The sequence below is a fragment of the Type-E symbiont of Plautia stali genome (assembly GCF_059731115.1).
On sequence record NZ_AP035906.1, the window covers coordinates 478,468 to 496,913 of the forward strand.

Genomic DNA, 18,446 nt, shown 5'->3' on the forward strand with positions numbered 1-18,446 from the left:
TGCCTATCTCACCTGTCCCGAACGAACATATCCAAAACAGTAAGGAATGATTTATGACATTTCATCTTCAACCGGTACGTGTTGGTCTGATTGGCGCAGGGCGAATGGGCAGCTTCCACGCCGAGAATCTGGCATATCGCGTCCCCGGCGCCACGCTGGCAGCCGTCGCCGATCCGCAGCCCGGTGCGGCGGAAAAGCTCGCCAGCAAGCTGGGTGTCGCGAAAGCCTATAGCGATTTGCATGCGCTGCTACTCGATCCTGAAATTGATGCGATTGCCATTGCGGCGCCCGCTCGCACCCATGCCGAGTGGGTGATTGCCGCTGCGAATGCCGGTAAGCACGTATTTTGTGAGAAGCCAATGGCGGTCACGCTGGAGGAAGCTGACCGCGCGATTGCCGCCGCCAAAAGCGCAGGCGTAGTGTTGCAGGTGGGCTTTAATCGCCGTTTCGATACGGGTTTTGCGGCGGCGATTGCGGCAGTGAAGGCAGGCGAGAACGGTATTACGCAGTTGAGCCGTTCTGTAACGCGCGATCCGGCGCTGCACGATCCGTCGCGCATCCCGCAGTGGACCATTTATCTCGAAACGCTGATCCACGATTTTGACACCCTGCTGCATTTCAACCACGGGGCGAAGCCGGTGGAAGTGTATGCCATCGCCGATGCGCTGGTGCGCCCGGACTTCAAAGATAAAGGCTTACTGGATACTTCGGTGGTGACCATTCGCTTTGATAACGGAGCGATAGCCATTGCGGAAGCCAACTTCCAGGCAGTGTACGGCTATGACGTGCGCGGCGAAGTGTTTGGCAGCAAAGGGATGCTGCAGGCGGGCCATATCACCTCTTCTAACTGTGTGCGCTACAGCGCCAGCGGCATCAGCATGGAGACCTCGCGCATGGATTCGGATCTGCTGCGCGAAGCTTATGTGGCGGAAATGATCGAGTTTGCCCGCTGTATCCGCACCGGTGAAACACCGCGCGCCACCGGCGAAGACGCGCGCAATGCGCTGGAGATTGCGCTGGCCTGTATTGAATCGGTCACCCACAACCTGCCTGTCAAAGTGGGAGCGCGCTAATGGCTGCTTATCAACTCTCAGTTTGTGCCGAGATGGTGTTCCTCGATCTGCCTTTCGTCGAGCGTGTGAAACGCATTCACGCGCTGGGGTTTGGCGTCGAAATCTGGGGATGGACCAATAAAGACATTGATGCGCTGGTCGCCACAGGTGCGCGATTCACCTCCATGACCGGCTATCTCACCGGCAATCTCACCGACGATGACGAGATCCAGCAGCTGCTGCAAAGTGCTGAAGCCTCGCTGGCGGTGGCTGAACGGCTTAACTGCCCGGGATTAAATCTGCACGGCACCGGGCTGGATGACAAAGGCTTGCCGGTCAAACCTGTGGAAGTGGTAACCGGTGCGATGTGGCTGAAAGCGGTCGATACCTTGCGCAAAGTGGCGCAACTGGGCGAGCGCGCCGGGCGCGTGTTCACCCTCGAAAACCTCAACCTGCCGGTCGATCATCCCGGCACCCCGTTTGCGCTGGCTGCCGATACCCTGGCACTGGTGGAAGCGGTCAACAGCCCGGCGCTGAAGATGAATCTCGACCTTTATCACGCGCAGATTGGCGAGGGCAATTTGATTGAGCTGATTCGCCGCAGCGGTTCCGCGATTGGCGAAGTTCAGGTGGCGGACGTCCCGGGCCGCCAGCAGCCGGGCACCGGCGAGATCAACTATCGTGCTATCGCGCGCGCGCTGCAGGAAGTGGGTTACGGCGGCACGGTAGCGATGGAGGGCTGGGCCAGTGGTGACAGCACCGCTGCGCTAGAGCAGTTCCGCGATCACTTCACGATTTAAGCGTTTTACCGCCGGGTATTTGCCTGTTGCCCGGCGTCATAACAATAAAACCTCAACCTACAGGAATCACCTCATGAACATCCGAAACATCGTGCTTTGTCTGTGCTCGCTGCTGCTGAGTTTGAGCGTCAGTGCGAAAACTTTCACCGTCGGCGTCGCGCTGGCTAACTTCGACCTTAACTTTGTCTCGATTCTGCGTACGCAGATGCAGGCAGAGTTAATGGCCAATCAGCTCAACGGCCAGTTCGTGGATGCCAAAGGAGATGTGGCACTACAAGTGCAGCAGGTTGATGATTTTATTAACCAGGGCGTGGACGCCATCATCCTTAATCCCGTCGATACGCAGGGCGTGTTGCCGATGATCACCGCCGCGAAAAACGCCAATATCCCGCTGATTTTCGTCAATCGTAAGCCAGAAGTGAAACTGCCGGGCGACATGGCTTATGTGGGTTCTGACTCTGCATTGGGCGGTGAGATGCAGATGGAAGCGTTAGCGAAGAAGATGAATTACAAAGGCAATGTGGCGATTCTGATGGGCGCACTGTCCAATGAAGAAGCGCGTGAGCGCACCCGTGCAGTTGAAGCGGTGATCGCCAGATATAAAGACATGAAAGTGATCGAGAAGCAGACCGCCAAGTGGCAGCGCAATGAAGCCGTGGATGTGGTATCGAGTTGGTTGCTGAACCAGCGTCCGATCGATGCGATTGCCGCTAACAATGATGAAATGGCGATTGGTGCCATCATGGCGCTCAGTCAGGCGAAAAATGAAAAGATTCTGGTCGCGGGAATCGATGGCACGCCTGATGGACAGCAGTTTGTGAAGAACGGCAAGATGACACTGACCATTTTCCAGGACGCTAAAGGTCAGGCAACCGGTGCAGTACAGGTGACGAAGGCACTGCTGGATAAACAGAAAGTGCAGGAGTACAACTGGGTGCCGTATCAGACCATCACTCCGGAAAACTACGCGCAGTTTGCTGCAAAGTAAGTTGAGCGTCATGGCACAGGCGCACGACGTTGCGCCTGTGCTGCCCGGGAAATCATCGCATTCAAGTGAACCTGCTCACATCCTTCTCTTTCAATTATTCACGGTCCTAAACTTTCCCATTAACGCGCCGATAATTTCACCACTCAGTCTGAGCATTTTGCCCTGACGTTTGGGCATCTTAATCAACCTCTGGTGTGGAAAATTGCCATGATCGCAACGCCCTTGTCAGGCCCGGATGCCGCGCCGGTGGAGATGGTTTCGCTGCGACGTATTGCACAGCGCGCAGATAGCCTTGCGGTGATCCTCAACTGGGGATTGTGGCCGATTGCACTCGGCGTTGGGTGGATGAATGACAGTTTAACCGTAGCGCTGATTGCTGGCCTTGCGTTGGCACTGCTGTCGACCTTCTTTGGCACCGTCCTGCGCGGCACGCTGACTTCAAGGTTGGTGCTCTCAGCCCTGTTGATCGGCTGGGCAGGTTTACTGATTCAACTCGGCGGTGGTGAAACCGAATATCACTTCTCAGTATTTGTGTTGATGTCGGTACTGCTGGCGTGGCGCGACATCCGCCCGCTGCTGATGGGCGCGGCAGCAGCGGCCACGCATCACATTCTGTTTAATTATCTGCAGGAAAACGATCTGTTTGGCGTGGTGGTGTTCCATCATCCGGGCTGGGATATGGTGCTGTTCCATGCCCTGTTTGTGGTGGCGCAGACCGCCATCTTGCTGGTGATTGCGCGTCAGATGGCCGCCGATGCACGTTCCGCAAGCGAAGTGGCAGAGCTGGCATCACAGATCAACCGGCAGGCCGGATATCTGACGCTGAATGCGGATACCCAGCAGAGCGAAACCCCGTTCGCACGTACTTTCAGTACCACATTAGGCACCATGCATGGCACGCTCCATCAGGTGAGCCTTGGCGTGAGTGCCTTGCTGACTGAGTCTGAGAGTATTTTGCAACGCAACGCCGCCCTTTCAACCCGCACCGATGAACAGGCGCAGGCACTGGAAGTCGCGGCCAGTGCGATGACGGAAATCAGCATCGCCGCCAGCTTAACGCGTGATAAAGCGCAGAGCGCAAGCGCGTTAGCGCGGGACACGCGCGCGGTGGCGACGCGCGGAGAGGAAAATATTCAGTCGGCGATGGGCTCAATGGCGAAAATCAGCGAAGAGTCACAGCGGGTGAAAGTGATTTTAGCATTGATCGACGGTATCGCTTTCCAGACCAATATTCTTTCACTGAACGCCTCAGTAGAAGCGGCGCGCGCCGGAAGTCAGGGGCGCGGTTTTGCCGTAGTGGCAAGCGAAGTGCGCAACCTGGCGATGCGCAGCGAGAATGCCGCCCGCGAAATTCGCCAACTGATGGATACCAGCAGCCAGAGCACCGAGCATGGAAGGGTGCAGATTGAGCATGCAGCGCAGACCATGTGCGCGATTCACAGCAGCATCAGCGGATTGTCACAGCTGGTCACCGAACTGTCTGAGATGAGTGAGCAGCAGAATTTAAGCATCGAGCAGATTCAGCAGAGTATTAATAGCATCGATCACAGCGTGCATCACAACGTTCAGCATGTGGCCGAAACCTTGCAGGTGGCGCATCAGCAGCAACAGCAGGCCAACCAATTACAGCAGGCGATTGCGTTATTCAGGCTGGAGTGATCACCGGCGAGACGAATAAATCACGACTTCTCTGGCTGGCAGGGCGCACCGAATGAAGTGCGCCCCTGTTGGCAGGTTAAGCCACACCCTTGACCAGTAACACGCGATAGTTCGCGCCTTTGACCCGATGGGCTTTCGCTTCCTGATACGCCGGGCTGTGGTACCAGGCTTTTGCTGCATCAATATCCGCAAATTCCAGCACCACTACGCCTTCCGCCTCACGGCCTTCCAGCACTTCAAGATCGCCATAAAATGCCAGCGGCGTGATCTGATGATCGCCGCGTGCCTCATCGGCTTTCTGCGCGTAGGTCGCCAGCTCATCTTTATCCAGCGTTTCGTCTTTAATCATCACCACATAAGCGGCCATTACTGCTCTCCTCGCGCCTGACGTTTGTCTTCGGTGTTGGTATCGAAATCAGAGGCATCGTGGCGTTCCAGCAGTTGATCCTGTGGTTCGGCACCAAATGCCTTATTCACTTTGCGACCCCGAATCACCGCTGGACGCTCAGCGATCTCTTTAGCCCAGCGCACCACGTTTTTGTACGACTGCACATCAAGGAACTCGCCGCCGCCATAGATGTTGTTCAGCACCAGGTTGCCGTACCACGGCCAGGTGGCGATATCGGCGATGGTGTATTCCTCACCGGCGAGGAATCGGTTATTGGCGAGCTGACGATCCAGCACATCCAGCTGACGCTTGGCTTCCAGCGTGAAGCGGTTGACGGCGTACTCGATTTTTTCTGGTGCGTAGAAATAGAAGTGACCATAGCCGCCGCCTAGGTAAGGTGCAGAGCCCTGCAGCCAGAACAACCAGTTCAGGGTTTCGGTGCGGCCTGCAATATCCGCCGGGATGAAGTGACCAAATTTCTCGGCCAGATACAGCAGGATGTTGCCTGATTCGAACACGCGCAGCGGTGGCGTCACTGAGTGGTCACTCAGTGCCGGAATTTTGGAGTTCGGGTTCACGTCAACAAAACCGCTGGAGAACTGATCGCCATCACCGATGCGAATCAGCCAGGCATCGTATTCGGCTTCTTTAGCCCCGACGGCCAGCAACTCTTCCAGCAGGATGGTGACCTTCTGGCCGTTTGGCGTACCGAGCGAATAGAGCTGCAGCGGATGTTTGCCCACCGGCAGGGTCTTCTCATGCGTCGGCCCGGCGAACGGACGGTTGGTTTTTGCGCCGTTACCTTTGGCTTCCGGGTCCCAGGTCCAGACTTTCGCGGGCTGATACTGATTTTCCGACATAATGATTTCGCCTTGTTGTGATTGCGTTTTTTGCTGCTACTGAGTGTAGCAGCGACAGATGAAGGCGATTTAACCGCGCTGGCGGTGAGATGCAAAGTGTGATTATGCGAAGTTCTCTTGCGTAAACAGCATAAAGTCGACTTTGCCGGACTGGTAGGTGTCAGGCTGTTCACCCTCTTCGAGATGTTTTAGCAATAAGGTCAGCGCCAGCTGAGCATGGCGCAGGGTGTTTTGATCGAGTGTTAGCGTCAGCACGCGCTTCTCAAAAAGCTGGCGCGTGGTGGCATAAAGTTCATGCGTCACGTACACCACTTTGCCGCCGAGTCGATGGCGCGCCAGCGCTTCGTGAATCTGCGTATTGCCGAGGCCGGTGTTGTAGAGTCCGACGATATTTTGCGATCCGGCCAGGGTTTTCTCCAGCAGACGGCTGATGCGATCGCGTTCATCCTGACCGGCAAGAATTTCCCGCAGACGCAGCTGCGGGAAACGCTCCGCCAGCACGGCTTGAAAACCTTCAATGCGCTGACGATGTGCTGAGTAATCTGCGCGGCCACTCACCAGCACCACATCGCCCGGTGCATTGATCATACTGCCAAGCATCAACCCGGCGGTGCGTCCGGCTTTGTATTGATCGATGCCGACATGACACAGGCGTGCCGCATTGGGCAGGTCCGTCACCATAGTGATCACCGGTACGCCGCGCGCCTGACACGCCGCTAAGGCATCATAAATCAGCGGATTTTCATGGGCGAAAACGATCAGCGCATCCATTTTCTTACTACTGGCCGCAATGTGTGCCGCCAGCTTCTCGGGGGCGTTTTCCGGGATCAACGTGCGATGCAGGCGCAGTCGACGATAGCCCAGCTCATCAGCCAGTCGGGCAAAGTCCTGTGCCAGCTGCTGGAAGAAGAACGAGCCGTTGCCGCTGAGCAGCACTTCGATCTGCCAGCTATGGCGATGCTCCTCTGGCAAAATACGCTTCAAACCCGCATCCCGCGCCGCCTGCAGAATTTTTTTTGTCATCGCCGGGGACACACCACCGCGATCGTTGAGTACCCGATCAACCGTGGCCACGCCCACGCCTACTTGCTTCGCCAGCTCCGCCAGCGTCAGTGCTTTCATCTGAGGTAATTCCATCAAAAACCGCGTACAGCTAGCCTGCCAGAAAGCGCTATTTTGACAACATCGGCTATTCCGAAGTGTGAACAAAAGGAGCGTTAAAATGCGGACTCCGCAACGTTTTGCCTTGATTGGCAGTGGATTTATCGGCCAGGTGCACGCTGCCAACCTGGCAGCGCATCCCGGCGTTGAGCTGGCGCTGGTGTGTGATATCGATGCGTCGCGTGCCGAAGCGGTGGCACAGCGCTATGGCGCAAAAGCGGCCAGCGTGCAGCAGGCGCTGAGCAGTGATGGGATCGACGCGGTGCTGATCGCCAGCGCTACGCCAACCCATGCCGAACTGCTGGAGCAGGCGGTGCTGGCGGGCAAAGCGGTGTACTGCGAGAAACCGATCGACCTGTCGTTGCAGCGCGCGCGGGAAGTCGTGGAAAAAATCACTCCGGTGCAGGTTCCCGTTACCGTCGGCTTTAACCGTCGTTTTGACCACAGCCATCAGCAACTTAAATCCCAGCTCAAACAGGGGCTGATTGGCCGCACTGAGCTGATTCAGATGGTGTGCCGCGCGTCAGAATTACCGCCGATCAGTTATCTGCAAGCTTCTGGCGGCCAAATGCGCGATCAGGCGATCCACTTTTTTGATCTGCTGCGCTGGCTGACAGAAGATGAAGTCAGCACCGTTGGCGCACTCGGTGCCGCATTGGCGATGCCGGAGATCCGTGATTTTGATGTCGATACTTCGGTGCTGATCATGCGTATGCAGCAGGGCGCTTTGGCGCAGCTGGATAACACCCGGCGTACGGCTTACGGCTACGACGAACGCATCAGCGTGATGGGCAGTGAAGGGATGCTGGCTTCAGAGAGCCAGTCATCGCGCGGTGCGACCCTTTATCAGGGCAAAGGCATCACTCAGCCCGGCTTGTATCCCGACTGGTTTAGTCGGGTGAAAGAGACGTATTACACCCATCTGGATGCGTTTGTGCGTCATATCGGCGGAGAGAAAATCGAGGGGCTGCCGGGATTGATCGACGGGCTGCGCGCGCAGGCGATTGCCGAGGCGGCACAGCAATCACTGACGCGGGGTGAATTTGTCGAAGTGGAGTGGGTGGCAATTTGATGCCGTTATCCCAACGCTCTCCCGCAGGTGGGGGAGCGTGTCGATGGGCAGAGCGTTTTCCCCGCTCATAGATTAAATATTGGCACGATGTATTCCCCCTCTCGCGACGGAAGAGGGGGAAATTATTAGCCGTTAGCCGCGCTACTTCAGCAGTTCACGCTCAATTAATTCACGTGTTTCCACTGCTTGATATTTCATCTTCTCAGGATAGCCAAACAACGCCGCCGAGATAATCGACTCTCCCCCGACTTTATAGGTGCGGTTGGCGAAATCCATCTCGCGCAGCGCTTCAAACAGCGCATCGAAGTTCACTTCCCCTTCACCCACCGCCACGTGCTGGTGGATGGTAGCATCGACACCCGGTGGGTTGACGATATAGCGGCAGTGCTTGGTGTGGTTCATGGTATCGGCAATCAACATATGCGACAGATCGTCGCCCGCGTAGTGCAGCATGTTTTTCACATCGCCCACGCCTTTGTCGTAGTAGAAGGTGTGCGGTGCGCTATAGATGTATTTGACGTTATCGCTGCGGAACGATTTCACGATATCTGCCGTTTCGTTGCTTTGTTCGCAGAAATCCCACGGATGTGCCTGAATTTCGACGCGGATACCTTCACGTTCGATAATCGGCAGTAACTCATCCATCGAGCGATAGAACATCTCTTCACAAATCTCCGGCTCGTTCGGGTTGCCGGAGAGTTCGGTATTGATCACCTGCACCCCCATCTCGACGGCGATCTCGATCATGCGTTTCCAGTTCTTCACCGCCGCCTGACGACGCAACTCGTCCGGGCCTGACCAGCGATAAACCGTGATAAACGATGAGATTTCCACGCCAGTGGCATTCAGCGCATTTTTGTATTCGCGCATGATTTCCCGGCTGGCTTTCGGGTGTTTATAAAACGGATTGATCTGTGGATGGGGCGATTGTTCGATGTACTTATAACCCCATTCGGCCACCTGATGCACCATGCGCGTGATGCCCATTTCTCTGATGACATCCACATCAAAAGCGATTTTCATGTTGTTCTCCTGATCGTTAAGCGGTGCGCTCTTCATTAAACACCACACCGATCTGCTTCCTGACTTCATCCATGGCGTGCAGCGTGGCCAGTGAGGTGGCCAGCGGACGGACAGGCGAATCAAGCAGCCTCTGGTGGATACACCAGGCGGTATGTTCGATTTCATGACAGAGCTGAATATAGCGATTAGTCGGTTCTTCCCAGCGCAGCGTATGGCGGCCATCGCTGGAGGTGAGACGGAAATTGCCCGGCGCATAGAACTGGCCGTCGAGATAAAGCGTGGCATCACGACCGGCGATCACGGCAGTGCCCGGTGTGTTGCTGAACAGCGTGGTGTTGAGCACTGAGTGCATGCCGTTGCCGTGGGTCAGCAGCATCGATGTTTGCCCATTCACACCGCCAGGTGCAGGCTGGCCTTGCGCCACAATGCTGTCGGGTGCGCCGCCGACCAGCACGCTGAAGCCGATCAAATAGCTGCCGAGATCCAGCATCGGCCCGCCCGCCAGATCGAGATTGAAAATGCGGTGATCCTGGGTGAAATATTCACCATGATCGGCGATCAATGTATGAACATCTCCTAATGCGCCATCGGCCAGTAATTGACGGATCACATCGTATTTCGGCGCAAAATCACACCACATCGCTTCCACGCACAAGCGTTGTTGTTTGTGCGCTTCCTGCTGCAACTGCAACGCCTGCTGTGCATTGAGCGCCAGCGGCTTCTCAATCAGCACATGCTTGCCCGCTTGCAGCGTGCGCAGCCCATCAGGAAAGTGATGATTGTGCGGTGTGGCGATATACACCACATCAATGTCCTGGCGGCTCAGCAGTGCGTCAAGGCCTTCAACGGCGTGCGGGATATCCCATTTGCTGGCAAAAGCTTGTGCTTTCTCCAGACTGCGTGACGATACGGCCACCAGCTGTTGCTGAGTATGATGACGCAACGCATTGGCAAAGTGGTCGGCGATCCAGCCGGGTCCAATAATGCCCCAGCGCAGCGCGGGGATCTGGTTTTCAAGGGGACGGCGAGGTGCAGGTAGGGTCTGAGGGAACATATCATCTCCGTTATTATTGAGTCGTTCATGTGCCGGGAGCCGATAAGGCAGATCGCTTTCACTATAGAAAGGCGCGACCGCCGCCTCTATGGATTTACTGATGCAAATCCATCAGCCCTCACCTCTGTCCTCGAACAGGAAAATATCAAACATTTATTCCGGTAGGTAATTTAATGAAATGGATCATTTCATTTTTGCGATAACGATCAAATTACTGAGAGATTCTCTATCAAATATTGAGATTTGATGACGATTTACTCCGCAATGTCTTCGCACTCCCGGTCCATTTCGGGCATTATTTTGATAACTTACTATCAAACTGGAATCTGTTGATGAGCAAAATCACCATGAACGCTATCGCCAATGCGGCTGGCGTTGGCGTCGCCACGGTGGATCGGGTACTGAATCGGCGGGCTCCGGTTCGAGCGACCACCGAGCAGAAGGTGTTAGAAGCTGCCAACCGACTGGGTTATCGCATGGCGCCGGTTGTGCCTTTCAGCGCTGAGTCGCAGTCCGCGCACGTGACGCTGCGCATGGGTTTTGTGCTGCTATCAAAATCGTATTCGTTCTATCACTCGCTGACAGATGCCCTCAGGCAACAGACGCAACCGTTGCATCCTGCGGGCAGTGAGCCACGGTTTTACTGGCATGACATTGATGATGTGGCAGCTGTGGTGGCCTCACTGCACAAGCTGGCGCAAGAGGTGGATGTGATTGGCTTAGTCGCGCTGGATCACCCACTGATCCGCCATGCCATCGAGCAGATATCACGCCAGGGCGTGCGGGTTTACGCCCTGTTCTCCAACTTCTCGCCCTGCGGACATGCGGGCTATTTCGGGTTGGATAATCAGAAAGCCGGACGCACTGCCGGTTGGGTGGCCTCGCATTTGCTGCATCAGCCGGGATCGGTGGGCGTGCTAGTGGGCGACCATCGTTTTACCTGTCAGGAGAGCTGCGAGATCAGCTTCCGCTCCTATCTGCGCGAGCAGGACAGCACCCGACGCGTATTAGAGCCGCTGAAAACCCATGAGTCGATTGATGGCGGCTATCACGCCACGCGTCAGTTGCTGGAAGATCATGCCGATCTCGCCTTAATCTACGCGCCCTGTGGCGGTATTGAAGGCGTGATTCATGCGTTACGCCAGCAGCCGCAGCGCGAGGTGGCGCTAATCTGTCATGGCCCGGTGAAAGAGGGCGAACTGGCACTGATTGACGGTACAATCACCGTGATGATTCGCCATGAAATTGAGGAAATGGTGCGGCAATTTGTCCGCACGACTCAACAAACTGTCGAATCAGGTGAGCATTTCTCTCAGGTCACGCTGCCGTTTGAGATCATTACGCGTGAGAATCTTTAGCCTCTGAGCACCGAAGTCTGGCGACGCGATGAGAAGCGTCAGCCTGATTCGCTCTCAGGCTGGCTGACCGGGAATGCGTTGGCATTACTTGAGTGGTTGGCCTGAAAGTGGCGCCAGTTATGGATTTGATAGATTATCTATCATTTTAATGATGAAAAATAACATGATCGCTATCAAAAAATGAATGTTTCATGATTGCTGTGGGTGAAATTTTCATTTGATACTTGCGCTATCCAACACCGCAAGGAACGATCATGACGATTCACATTGCTAATGCGCCCTGCAGCTGGGGTGTCGACGATCCTAAAAACCCTTTCCTGCCACCCTGGCAGAAAGTCCTGTCGGAAGCGGCTCAGGCGGGCTACAAAAGTATTGAGCTGGGTCCATGGACTTATTTGCCTACCGATGCCGCTGAACTGCGTCACCAGCTGGAAGCCCATCAGCTTTCGCTGGTGGCGGGCACGATCTTTGACGATCTGGTCAGCGAAGCCAATTTCCCGGCGATGGTTGAACTGACACACAACATCTGCCGCAACCTATCGCAGGTTCCTACTGCCGAAAAAACCCACGCGGATAATCTGCCCGCACCTTACCTGGTGATTATCGATTTCGGTAACCCTGAGCGTGCCAGATTTGCCGGGCAGTCAGATAAAGCGCCGCGCCTCTCCAGTGCAGAGTGGCAGCGCATGATGCAGCACATCACCACCCTGAGCCAGATTGCCCGGGATGAGTATGGCGTGCGCGCGGTGATCCACCCGCACGCGGGCGGCTGCATTGAGTTCGCCGACGAGCTGGAGCAACTGGTGCAGGACATTCCGCATGAGGTAGCCGGTTTGTGCCTCGACACCGGGCATCTTTATTACTCCGGTATGGATCCGATCCCTTATCTGAGCCGTTACTGGGATCGGATCGATTACCTGCACTTCAAAGATGTGAATGACGCGGTCTGGCGCGATGTGATTGCGCGTGGCGTGGACTTCTTTGCCGCCTGCGCCGAAGGGGTGATGTGCCCGATTGGCAAAGGCGCGATTGATTATCCGGCAGTGCGGGCGTTTCTCGCTGAGCGCAACTATCAGGGCTGGATCACCATCGAGCAGGAGCGCGATCCCCGCAACGCCGACACCAGCCTGCGCGACGTTACTGCCAGCCTTCACTACCTGCAATCGGTCGGATTCTGAGGAGATCATCATGATTAACGGCATTAAAGCTCTGGATCGTTCACTGCGCTGGGGCATGGTGGGCGGCGGCGGTACCAGTCAGATTGGCTACATCCATCGTTCATCGGCACTGCGTGATGGCAACTTTGTGTTGCAGGCGGGCGCATTTGATCTTAACGCCGAACGCGGCCGTGCGTTTGGCGTATCACTGGGCGTCGACGCGGATCGCTGCTATCCGGATTACGAAACGATGTTCGCGGCGGAAGCGGCGCGTGCAGACGGCATCGAAGCCGTTTCAATCGCCACGCCGAACAATACCCACTTCACCATTTGCCGTGCTGCGCTCAATGCCGGTCTGCATGTGGTGTGTGAGAAGCCGCTGTGCTTCACCACCGAAGAAGCGGACGAGCTGGAAAAACTCTGCGCCGAGAAGAAGAAGATCATCGGTGTGACTTACGGTTATGCCGGCCATCAGCTGATCCAACAGGCGCGCGAGATGATCGCGGAAGGGCTGCTCGGCGAGATCCGCATTATTAATATGCAGTTCGCGCACGGCTTCCATAACGAAGCGGTCGAACTGCAAAACGAAAGTACGAGGTGGCGCGTTGATCCACGCTTTGTTGGCCCCAGCTATGTGCTGGGCGATCTGGCGACGCACCCGCTGTTTATCGCCGAAACCATGGTGCCGAAACTGCAGGTGAAACGTCTGTTGTGTAGCCGCCAGAGTTTCGTGAAAACCCGTGCGCCGCTGGAAGATAACGCCTTTGTGATGATGGAGTACGACAATGGCGCGGTCGGCACCATGTGGGCCTCGGCAGTGAACTGTGGCTCGATGCACGGGCAGAAAGTGCGAGTGATTGGTGAGAAGGCCAGTCTGGAGTGGTGGGATGAGCAGCCGAACCAATTGCGCTATGAAGTGCAGGGTGAGCCGCTGCAGATTCTGGAGCGTGGTATGGGCTATCTGCACAAAAGTGCGCTGGCTGATGACCGTATCGGCGGCGGCCATCCGGAAGGTTTGTTTGAAGCCTGGTCGAATCTCTATCGCCGTTTTGCGTTGGCGATGGATGCCACCGATCGCGGTGATGAGGCGTTTCTGGCTGACTTCTGGTATCCCGATGTGCATGCCGGATTGATGGGCGTGCGTTGGGTAGAGCAGTGCGTGAAGTCAGCGGATGCCGGTGCGGTGTGGGTGGATTGCTGATTGAGATGAAGTCAACAAACCGGTCGGCGGCTCTGCCGACCGGGATGCATCAATGCGAACGCAAATCGCTCAGGAAGCGCTGGGCACGTGGGTGCTGCGGTTGGGTGAAGAACTTCTCTGGCGTCGATTTTTCCAGAATTTGCCCCTGATCCATAAACCAGATGGTGTCCGCCACTTCACGCGCGAAATTCATCTCGTGCGTCACGCACATCATCGTCATCCCTTCCTGCGCCAGGCTGCGCATCACCGATAACACTTCACCGACCATTTCAGGATCGAGTGCCGAGGTCGGTTCATCAAACAGCATCACCGGCGGCTTCATTGCCAGCGCACGTGCAATCGCCACGCGCTGCTGCTGGCCGCCAGACAACTGCGCCGGATAGGCGTCTGCTTTGTGTGATAAGCCAACGCGCTCCAGCAACTCACCCGCTTGTTTACGCGCTTCGGCACGCTTCACGCCCAATACTTTCATGGGTGACATCATGATGTTCTCTGCCACCGAGACGTGGGGGAACAGGTTGAAGCTCTGAAACACAAATCCAATGCGGGTGCGTAGATGGTTGAGGCGTGTACTGCTGCCGTGAATGTCGGTGCCATCAAACACGATCTGGCCATTATCAATCGGTTCCAGGCGATTAACGGTGCGGATCAAGGTGGATTTCCCCGACCCGGAAGGACCGCACACCACCACCACTTCACCGGTATTGATTTCGGCGCTCAGGTCAGTCAGCGCCTGATACGCGCCGTACCATTTGTTGACCTGGTTAAACATGATCATCGGGCTCATAGTGGTTCCTTATTGCGAAGAGGTTTTAGTCAGCATCACCGCGGGCGCTACGCTGGGATTCGCCTGCGGCGGTTGGCGACGTTTCTGCGCAATATGCGCTTCAAGTTTGTTAGCCAGCCAGGTGAGGCTGAAGCAGATGATGTAGTAGCTCAGCGCCACGATGGCGAACACCTGGAACGGTTTGGTCAGCAGTTGATTGCTGACCTGATTAGCGGCAAAGGTCAGCTCCGGCACGTTAATCACGTAGCCGAGCGTGGAGTCTTTGATGATCGAAACCAGCTGGCTCACCAGGCTCGGCAAAGTGTTAAACAGCGCCTGCGGCAGAATCACTAAACGCAGGGTTTTCAGGTGGCTCATACCCAGCGCGCGTGACGCTTCATACTGGCCGTGCGGCAGTGCCTGAATGCCGCCACGCACGATCTCAGCGATGTAGGCGCTTTCGTAAATCACCAGCGTACACAGCATGGTGGCGAAGCCGCTGATGTTGTGGCCAATCAGCAACGGGACGCAGAAGTAGGTCCAGAACACCACCATCATCAGCGGAATGCCGCGCAGCAGATACACCCAACAGGTGGCGGGCCAGCTCAGCCAGCGCCACGGCGACAGACGCGCCAGGCCGAGCAACACACCGATGGGGAAGGCCAGCAATACTGCCAGCACGGAGATCAAAAGCGTACAGAGTACGCCGCCCAGCGGACCGTTAGGATACTGGCCCATTAACAGCAGCATGCCGTTGTCATGCAAAATGGTGAAGATCTCAAACATCGCCATTACCTCGCGTAAACGCGCTGGAAGCGGCGGGCCAGCAGCGCGCCCAAGCCCATCAGCAGCAGGGAGAAGAACAGGTAACCCACGGTTGCCACTAAGTAGGATTCGAAGGTACGGAAGGTTTGGTTCTCGATATCACGCGTCACATAGGTGAGGTCTGCCACGCCAATCACCATTGCCAGACTGGTGTTTTTGAACAGCAGCACGGTGTGATTGACCACGGATGGCAGCGCATTGCGCACACCCTGCGGCAAAATCACCGAGTGCATGGCGCGGACATAGCTCATGCCAAGCGCGCGGGCGGCCTCATTCTGTCCGTCTGGAATGGCCCGCAGGCCGCTACGGATATCTTCAGAGAAGTAAGCGGCCTGGCACAGCCCGAGCGCGATAAGAGAAAATAAAAACTCGGCGTTGTAGTCAACGATCATCATCTGCAGCGATTCCGGCAGCAGGGTGGGGATCGCGAAGTACCACATCATCAACTGAATCAGCGTGGGCACATTGCGGTGATAGGAGACATACGCCTTAACCAGGCCAACGGCAAGACGATTCTCCGTCAGGCGGACCACCACCAATAGCAGGGCGAGAACCATCGCCAGCAGCCAGGCACCCAACGCCAGTTCAAGGGTGACCACCGTTCCGTCAACGATCATCTGGCCGTAATGGCCGGTTATCACACTGCTGAAATCAAGTGCCATACAGTTACCTCATTGTACGGTATTACGCGGTGCGGTCGCCCGGTCGCATAGTGGAAAGACCGCCCGGCACCTGCAGCGTCGGGGTAATTTCGATGTTGCCAATGTTGACGGCGACTGGCGCAGACAGCGCAAAGGCCACGCAGTCGGCAATATCTTTGGCTTGCGGCAGTTCGAAGCCATCGATAAAGCGGCGACGCGCCTCATCGTGATCGCCTGAAACGTTGCCGAAAATATCAGTGGCGACGCGGCCTGGGCAGATTTCGGTGATGCGCACACGTTTGCCATAGCAGTCCACGCGCAGCTGGCGTGACAGGGCATGCACCCCGGCTTTGGTGGCGTGATACACCGAGTTGCCGTTGAAGTTGTAGATGGCGGCAATCGAGGTGATGTTGAATACGTGGCCACGGTCACGCGCCATCATGCCCGGCACCAGCAAGCGGCACAGGTGCAGCACGGCACGCAGATTGACATCGACCTGGGTTTCTACCACGTTTTCGTCGGCATCAAGAATCGAACCAGGATGAGAGATACCTGCATTGTTGACCAGGATATCGATTTCCAGGTCTTTGCACAGCGCGGTCAGCGCATTGACGTCACTGACATCCACGGCATGCGGGATGCAGCCAGTGCGATCGGCCAGCGCGGCCAGTTGCTCTTTACGACGTGCCACCGCGTGCACGGTGATCCCTTCTTTGCACAGGCGCTCAACAATCGCTTCGCCCATACCAGCCGATGCGCCGGTCACCAGCGCGGTTTTGTAATCTGAGAATGGCATTTGTGTTTCCTCGTCTCGCCAGGTGTGTGTCCGGCGTAATGGGTCTTTTTTGACTTTATGCAGTTATGCCGCAAGGGCATAAGACATAAAAACTGTGAGGCGATAAGAGCCCCTTATAACCGTATTAATGATTAATTATCCGATTGAAGAATAAGAATTTCTTCATCATATTCAACCGCAGATCGCGTTGCAGAGGGGAATGGCTGCACCCGCCCTTTGCAGGGACTGAGCACCGGCACGTACAGGAGGCCGACCTGCACCATCGCCAGCAGATCCTGAGGTTCTACCTGCTGTCCAGGCTGGACAAAATCTTGCTGGCTGTGTGGGTGGCGACGCAGCAGTGTGCCGGGCAGGGGCGCGCCAATGCGATGCGTCACGGGCGGGCACGCTTGCGTCGGGATCTCCGTTGGGGATGAGAAGGAGGGCGGGTCAAACGTCAGACGCACCGACCACTGTTTGCCCTCTAACGCCAGGCTGTTAAGGCCGGATCGTTGCATCTTGCGCGCCAACGCACGCAGCGTCGGCAGCGGTATCGCAGTTTTTTCCATGGGGTTCCCGTCAAAGCGAAACACGCCCGCCGCAGCGGGCAACAGACCGAATCAATCTAGCGCGTTCGTCAGACGGGTTGTAAGAGGGTTTCGCTTTGCGGTGATAAGCGGGTCTTATCCCACCAGGGTCAGTGGATGATTCTCCACGTTGCGGCGCGACATTAGCGACAGCAAAATGGATTTCACTGCTTCGGCAGGCTGGGAAAGTGGCAGATGATCCGACATGCAGAACGATAGTGAGGCCTGCACATCAGGTTCGATGATCTTCGCCATCCAGGTATCCCCGTTTTTCAGCATCGCGCGTGCGGCGGATTCCGGCATGATGGTGGTGCCCAGACCGGCACTCAACGCCGCATTCAGGGTGGTTTGCGACTCAATTTCGCACTTCACGCGGTACTGCAGATTGTTCTGCACGAAGGCGTCATCCAGCACTTTGCGCATGATGTTGTAGATACGTGGCAGGAACAGATCATATTGCGCAACCTGTGACAGCGGGATCTCTTTCACCGGTTTTGCCAGGCTGAACGGGCAAACGAAGCACAGATCTTCTTTCATCAGCGGCATGAAGCGCAGGCCATGGATGGTGCGATGATCGTAAATCACCGCCATATCCATACGCCCGTTCATGATCAGCTCGCTCAGGGTGGTGCCAAAGTTCTCGTTAAAATAGAGCACGATGCCAGGATGCTGCTGCTGCACTTCCATCATCAGCGGTAGCGCCAGGTTTTGCGCCGCTGTGCCCGGTGCCAGCCCGACGGAAACGCTGCCGCTCAGCGCAGCGCCGACCAGATCAATCGCACTTTGCGCCTGTTCGCACTGGCGCAAAATGGACTGTGCATGGGAATAGAGTGTTTTCCCGGCTTCAGTAGGCGTGACACCGCGTTTGGTGCGAATCAACAGCTGTTGATTGACTTCACCTTCCAGCGTAGCCAGCTGCTGGCTCAACGCGGGTTGGGCTATATGCAGGATATCGGCAGCTTGCGTCAGGCTTCCGACGTCAACAATTTTAACAAAGTACTTCAGGCGACGAAGATTCATGGACACTTCCCTCAAACAGAACGCATATCCTCATCAAGCAAAGTTGATGCCAGGATAAG

The 18,446-nt window shown here is 56.2% G+C and carries 19 protein-coding genes; 8 read left to right on the plus strand and 11 right to left on the minus strand.

The features are described 5' to 3' along the window. Window positions 1-53 precede the first annotated feature (53 nt). The 4 genes from AC6I8L_RS02070 to AC6I8L_RS02085 all read left to right on the plus strand — a co-directional run bounded on the left by AC6I8L_RS02070 (window position 54) and on the right by AC6I8L_RS02085 (window position 4,499). Window positions 54-1,073 (plus strand): Gfo/Idh/MocA family oxidoreductase, encoded by a 1,020-nt coding sequence (locus AC6I8L_RS02070; protein WP_058961844.1) that lies wholly within the window; start codon window positions 54-56, stop codon window positions 1,071-1,073. After that, a complete protein-coding gene (locus tag AC6I8L_RS02075; protein WP_058961845.1) occupies window positions 1,073-1,852 on the plus strand; it encodes a TIM barrel protein in 780 nt (259 codons plus the stop codon). Before AC6I8L_RS02070 ends, AC6I8L_RS02075 begins: the two co-directional genes overlap by 1 nt. Window positions 1,853-1,925: 73 nt before the next feature. Further along, a complete protein-coding gene (locus AC6I8L_RS02080; protein ID WP_058961846.1) occupies window positions 1,926-2,840 on the plus strand; it encodes a substrate-binding domain-containing protein in 915 nt (304 codons plus the stop codon). Window positions 2,841-3,047: 207 nt separating this feature from the next. After that, window positions 3,048-4,499, plus strand: coding sequence for a methyl-accepting chemotaxis protein (locus AC6I8L_RS02085; protein WP_058961847.1), 1,452 nt, complete (start codon window positions 3,048-3,050; stop codon window positions 4,497-4,499). A 76-nt stretch (window positions 4,500-4,575) separates the two neighbouring features. Here AC6I8L_RS02085 and AC6I8L_RS02090 read toward each other — a convergent pair whose 3' ends face one another. The 3 genes from AC6I8L_RS02090 to AC6I8L_RS02100 all read right to left on the minus strand — a co-directional run bounded on the left by AC6I8L_RS02090 (window position 4,576) and on the right by AC6I8L_RS02100 (window position 6,869). Continuing rightward, on the minus strand, window positions 4,576-4,866 hold the full coding sequence (locus AC6I8L_RS02090; RefSeq protein WP_058961848.1) for a DUF1330 domain-containing protein: 291 nt from the start codon (window positions 4,864-4,866) through the stop codon (window positions 4,576-4,578). After that, entirely contained in the window at window positions 4,866-5,747 is an 882-nt protein-coding gene (gene yghU / locus AC6I8L_RS02095; protein ID WP_038643540.1) for a glutathione-dependent disulfide-bond oxidoreductase, read from the minus strand. Before yghU ends, AC6I8L_RS02090 begins: the two co-directional genes overlap by 1 nt. Before the next feature lie 102 nt (window positions 5,748-5,849). Next, window positions 5,850-6,869, minus strand: coding sequence for a LacI family DNA-binding transcriptional regulator (locus tag AC6I8L_RS02100; RefSeq protein WP_283216676.1), 1,020 nt, complete (start codon window positions 6,867-6,869; stop codon window positions 5,850-5,852). A 100-nt stretch (window positions 6,870-6,969) separates the two neighbouring features. Here AC6I8L_RS02100 and AC6I8L_RS02105 point away from each other — a divergent pair, with 100 nt between their 5' ends. Further along, a complete protein-coding gene (locus tag AC6I8L_RS02105; RefSeq protein ID WP_058961849.1) occupies window positions 6,970-7,980 on the plus strand; it encodes a Gfo/Idh/MocA family oxidoreductase in 1,011 nt (336 codons plus the stop codon). A gap of 141 nt (window positions 7,981-8,121) precedes the next feature. Here the strand turns inward: AC6I8L_RS02105 and AC6I8L_RS02110 are convergent, their stop codons facing one another. Beyond that, complete coding sequence (locus AC6I8L_RS02110) at window positions 8,122-9,003, minus strand: sugar phosphate isomerase/epimerase family protein (protein ID WP_034827178.1); 882 nt, start codon at window positions 9,001-9,003, stop codon at window positions 8,122-8,124. A gap of 16 nt (window positions 9,004-9,019) precedes the next feature. Beyond that, a complete protein-coding gene (locus tag AC6I8L_RS02115) occupies window positions 9,020-10,057 on the minus strand; it encodes a Gfo/Idh/MocA family protein (RefSeq protein WP_058961850.1) in 1,038 nt (345 codons plus the stop codon). 332 nt (window positions 10,058-10,389) lie between these two features. On the opposite strand from AC6I8L_RS02115, the gene AC6I8L_RS02120 reads away from it, so the two are divergent. From AC6I8L_RS02120 to AC6I8L_RS02130, 3 genes are all read left to right on the plus strand, one after another. After that, window positions 10,390-11,415 carry a LacI family DNA-binding transcriptional regulator gene (locus tag AC6I8L_RS02120; protein ID WP_058961851.1) on the plus strand — a complete coding sequence of 342 codons (1,026 nt, stop codon included), beginning with the start codon at window positions 10,390-10,392 and terminating at the stop codon, window positions 11,413-11,415. Between the two features lie 254 nt (window positions 11,416-11,669). Further along, the gene (locus AC6I8L_RS02125; RefSeq protein ID WP_058961852.1) at window positions 11,670-12,593 is read left to right on the plus strand and encodes a TIM barrel protein; all 924 of its coding nucleotides are present in this window, start codon (window positions 11,670-11,672) and stop codon (window positions 12,591-12,593) included. A gap of 10 nt (window positions 12,594-12,603) precedes the next feature. Next, the gene (locus AC6I8L_RS02130) at window positions 12,604-13,773 is read left to right on the plus strand and encodes a Gfo/Idh/MocA family protein (RefSeq protein ID WP_058961853.1); all 1,170 of its coding nucleotides are present in this window, start codon (window positions 12,604-12,606) and stop codon (window positions 13,771-13,773) included. Between the two features lie 49 nt (window positions 13,774-13,822). Here AC6I8L_RS02130 and AC6I8L_RS02135 read toward each other — a convergent pair whose 3' ends face one another. The 6 genes from AC6I8L_RS02135 to nac all read right to left on the minus strand — a co-directional run bounded on the left by AC6I8L_RS02135 (window position 13,823) and on the right by nac (window position 18,387). Continuing rightward, complete coding sequence (locus AC6I8L_RS02135; RefSeq protein ID WP_045816006.1) at window positions 13,823-14,560, minus strand: amino acid ABC transporter ATP-binding protein; 738 nt, start codon at window positions 14,558-14,560, stop codon at window positions 13,823-13,825. Window positions 14,561-14,569: 9 nt separating this feature from the next. Then, entirely contained in the window at window positions 14,570-15,325 is a 756-nt protein-coding gene (locus AC6I8L_RS02140; RefSeq protein ID WP_034826721.1) for an amino acid ABC transporter permease, read from the minus strand. A gap of 5 nt (window positions 15,326-15,330) precedes the next feature. Continuing rightward, window positions 15,331-16,026, minus strand: coding sequence for an amino acid ABC transporter permease (locus tag AC6I8L_RS02145; RefSeq protein ID WP_058961854.1), 696 nt, complete (start codon window positions 16,024-16,026; stop codon window positions 15,331-15,333). A 22-nt stretch (window positions 16,027-16,048) separates the two neighbouring features. Continuing rightward, window positions 16,049-16,801 carry an SDR family oxidoreductase gene (locus AC6I8L_RS02150; protein WP_058961855.1) on the minus strand — a complete coding sequence of 251 codons (753 nt, stop codon included), beginning with the start codon at window positions 16,799-16,801 and terminating at the stop codon, window positions 16,049-16,051. Between the two features lie 131 nt (window positions 16,802-16,932). After that, window positions 16,933-17,349, minus strand: coding sequence for an acetyl-CoA carboxylase biotin carboxyl carrier protein (locus AC6I8L_RS02155; RefSeq protein ID WP_058961856.1), 417 nt, complete (start codon window positions 17,347-17,349; stop codon window positions 16,933-16,935). Window positions 17,350-17,463: 114 nt separating this feature from the next. Next, window positions 17,464-18,387, minus strand: a complete 924-nt coding sequence (gene nac / locus AC6I8L_RS02160) for a nitrogen assimilation transcriptional regulator NAC (RefSeq protein ID WP_034826712.1) — start codon at window positions 18,385-18,387, stop codon at window positions 17,464-17,466. Window positions 18,388-18,446 lie beyond the last annotated feature (59 nt).

What these genes read in the sequence shown, in the direction of transcription:
- AC6I8L_RS02070 (WP_058961844.1), top strand. Translation starts at nt 54, where the DNA reads ATGACATTTCATCTTCAACCGGTACGTGTTGGTCTGATTGGCGCAGGG.
- AC6I8L_RS02075 (WP_058961845.1), top strand. Translation starts at nt 1,073, where the DNA reads ATGGCTGCTTATCAACTCTCAGTTTGTGCCGAGATGGTGTTCCTCGAT.
- AC6I8L_RS02080 (WP_058961846.1), top strand. Translation starts at nt 1,926, where the DNA reads ATGAACATCCGAAACATCGTGCTTTGTCTGTGCTCGCTGCTGCTGAGT.
- AC6I8L_RS02085 (WP_058961847.1), top strand. Translation starts at nt 3,048, where the DNA reads ATGATCGCAACGCCCTTGTCAGGCCCGGATGCCGCGCCGGTGGAGATG.
- AC6I8L_RS02090 (WP_058961848.1), bottom strand. Translation starts at nt 4,866, where the DNA reads ATGGCCGCTTATGTGGTGATGATTAAAGACGAAACGCTGGATAAAGAT.
- yghU (WP_038643540.1), bottom strand. Translation starts at nt 5,747, where the DNA reads ATGTCGGAAAATCAGTATCAGCCCGCGAAAGTCTGGACCTGGGACCCG.
- AC6I8L_RS02100 (WP_283216676.1), bottom strand. Translation starts at nt 6,869, where the DNA reads ATGAAAGCACTGACGCTGGCGGAGCTGGCGAAGCAAGTAGGCGTGGGC.
- AC6I8L_RS02105 (WP_058961849.1), top strand. Translation starts at nt 6,970, where the DNA reads ATGCGGACTCCGCAACGTTTTGCCTTGATTGGCAGTGGATTTATCGGC.
- AC6I8L_RS02110 (WP_034827178.1), bottom strand. Translation starts at nt 9,003, where the DNA reads ATGAAAATCGCTTTTGATGTGGATGTCATCAGAGAAATGGGCATCACG.
- AC6I8L_RS02115 (WP_058961850.1), bottom strand. Translation starts at nt 10,057, where the DNA reads ATGTTCCCTCAGACCCTACCTGCACCTCGCCGTCCCCTTGAAAACCAG.
- AC6I8L_RS02120 (WP_058961851.1), top strand. Translation starts at nt 10,390, where the DNA reads ATGAGCAAAATCACCATGAACGCTATCGCCAATGCGGCTGGCGTTGGC.
- AC6I8L_RS02125 (WP_058961852.1), top strand. Translation starts at nt 11,670, where the DNA reads ATGACGATTCACATTGCTAATGCGCCCTGCAGCTGGGGTGTCGACGAT.
- AC6I8L_RS02130 (WP_058961853.1), top strand. Translation starts at nt 12,604, where the DNA reads ATGATTAACGGCATTAAAGCTCTGGATCGTTCACTGCGCTGGGGCATG.
- AC6I8L_RS02135 (WP_045816006.1), bottom strand. Translation starts at nt 14,560, where the DNA reads ATGAGCCCGATGATCATGTTTAACCAGGTCAACAAATGGTACGGCGCG.
- AC6I8L_RS02140 (WP_034826721.1), bottom strand. Translation starts at nt 15,325, where the DNA reads ATGTTTGAGATCTTCACCATTTTGCATGACAACGGCATGCTGCTGTTA.
- AC6I8L_RS02145 (WP_058961854.1), bottom strand. Translation starts at nt 16,026, where the DNA reads ATGGCACTTGATTTCAGCAGTGTGATAACCGGCCATTACGGCCAGATG.
- AC6I8L_RS02150 (WP_058961855.1), bottom strand. Translation starts at nt 16,801, where the DNA reads ATGCCATTCTCAGATTACAAAACCGCGCTGGTGACCGGCGCATCGGCT.
- AC6I8L_RS02155 (WP_058961856.1), bottom strand. Translation starts at nt 17,349, where the DNA reads ATGGAAAAAACTGCGATACCGCTGCCGACGCTGCGTGCGTTGGCGCGC.
- nac (WP_034826712.1), bottom strand. Translation starts at nt 18,387, where the DNA reads ATGAATCTTCGTCGCCTGAAGTACTTTGTTAAAATTGTTGACGTCGGA.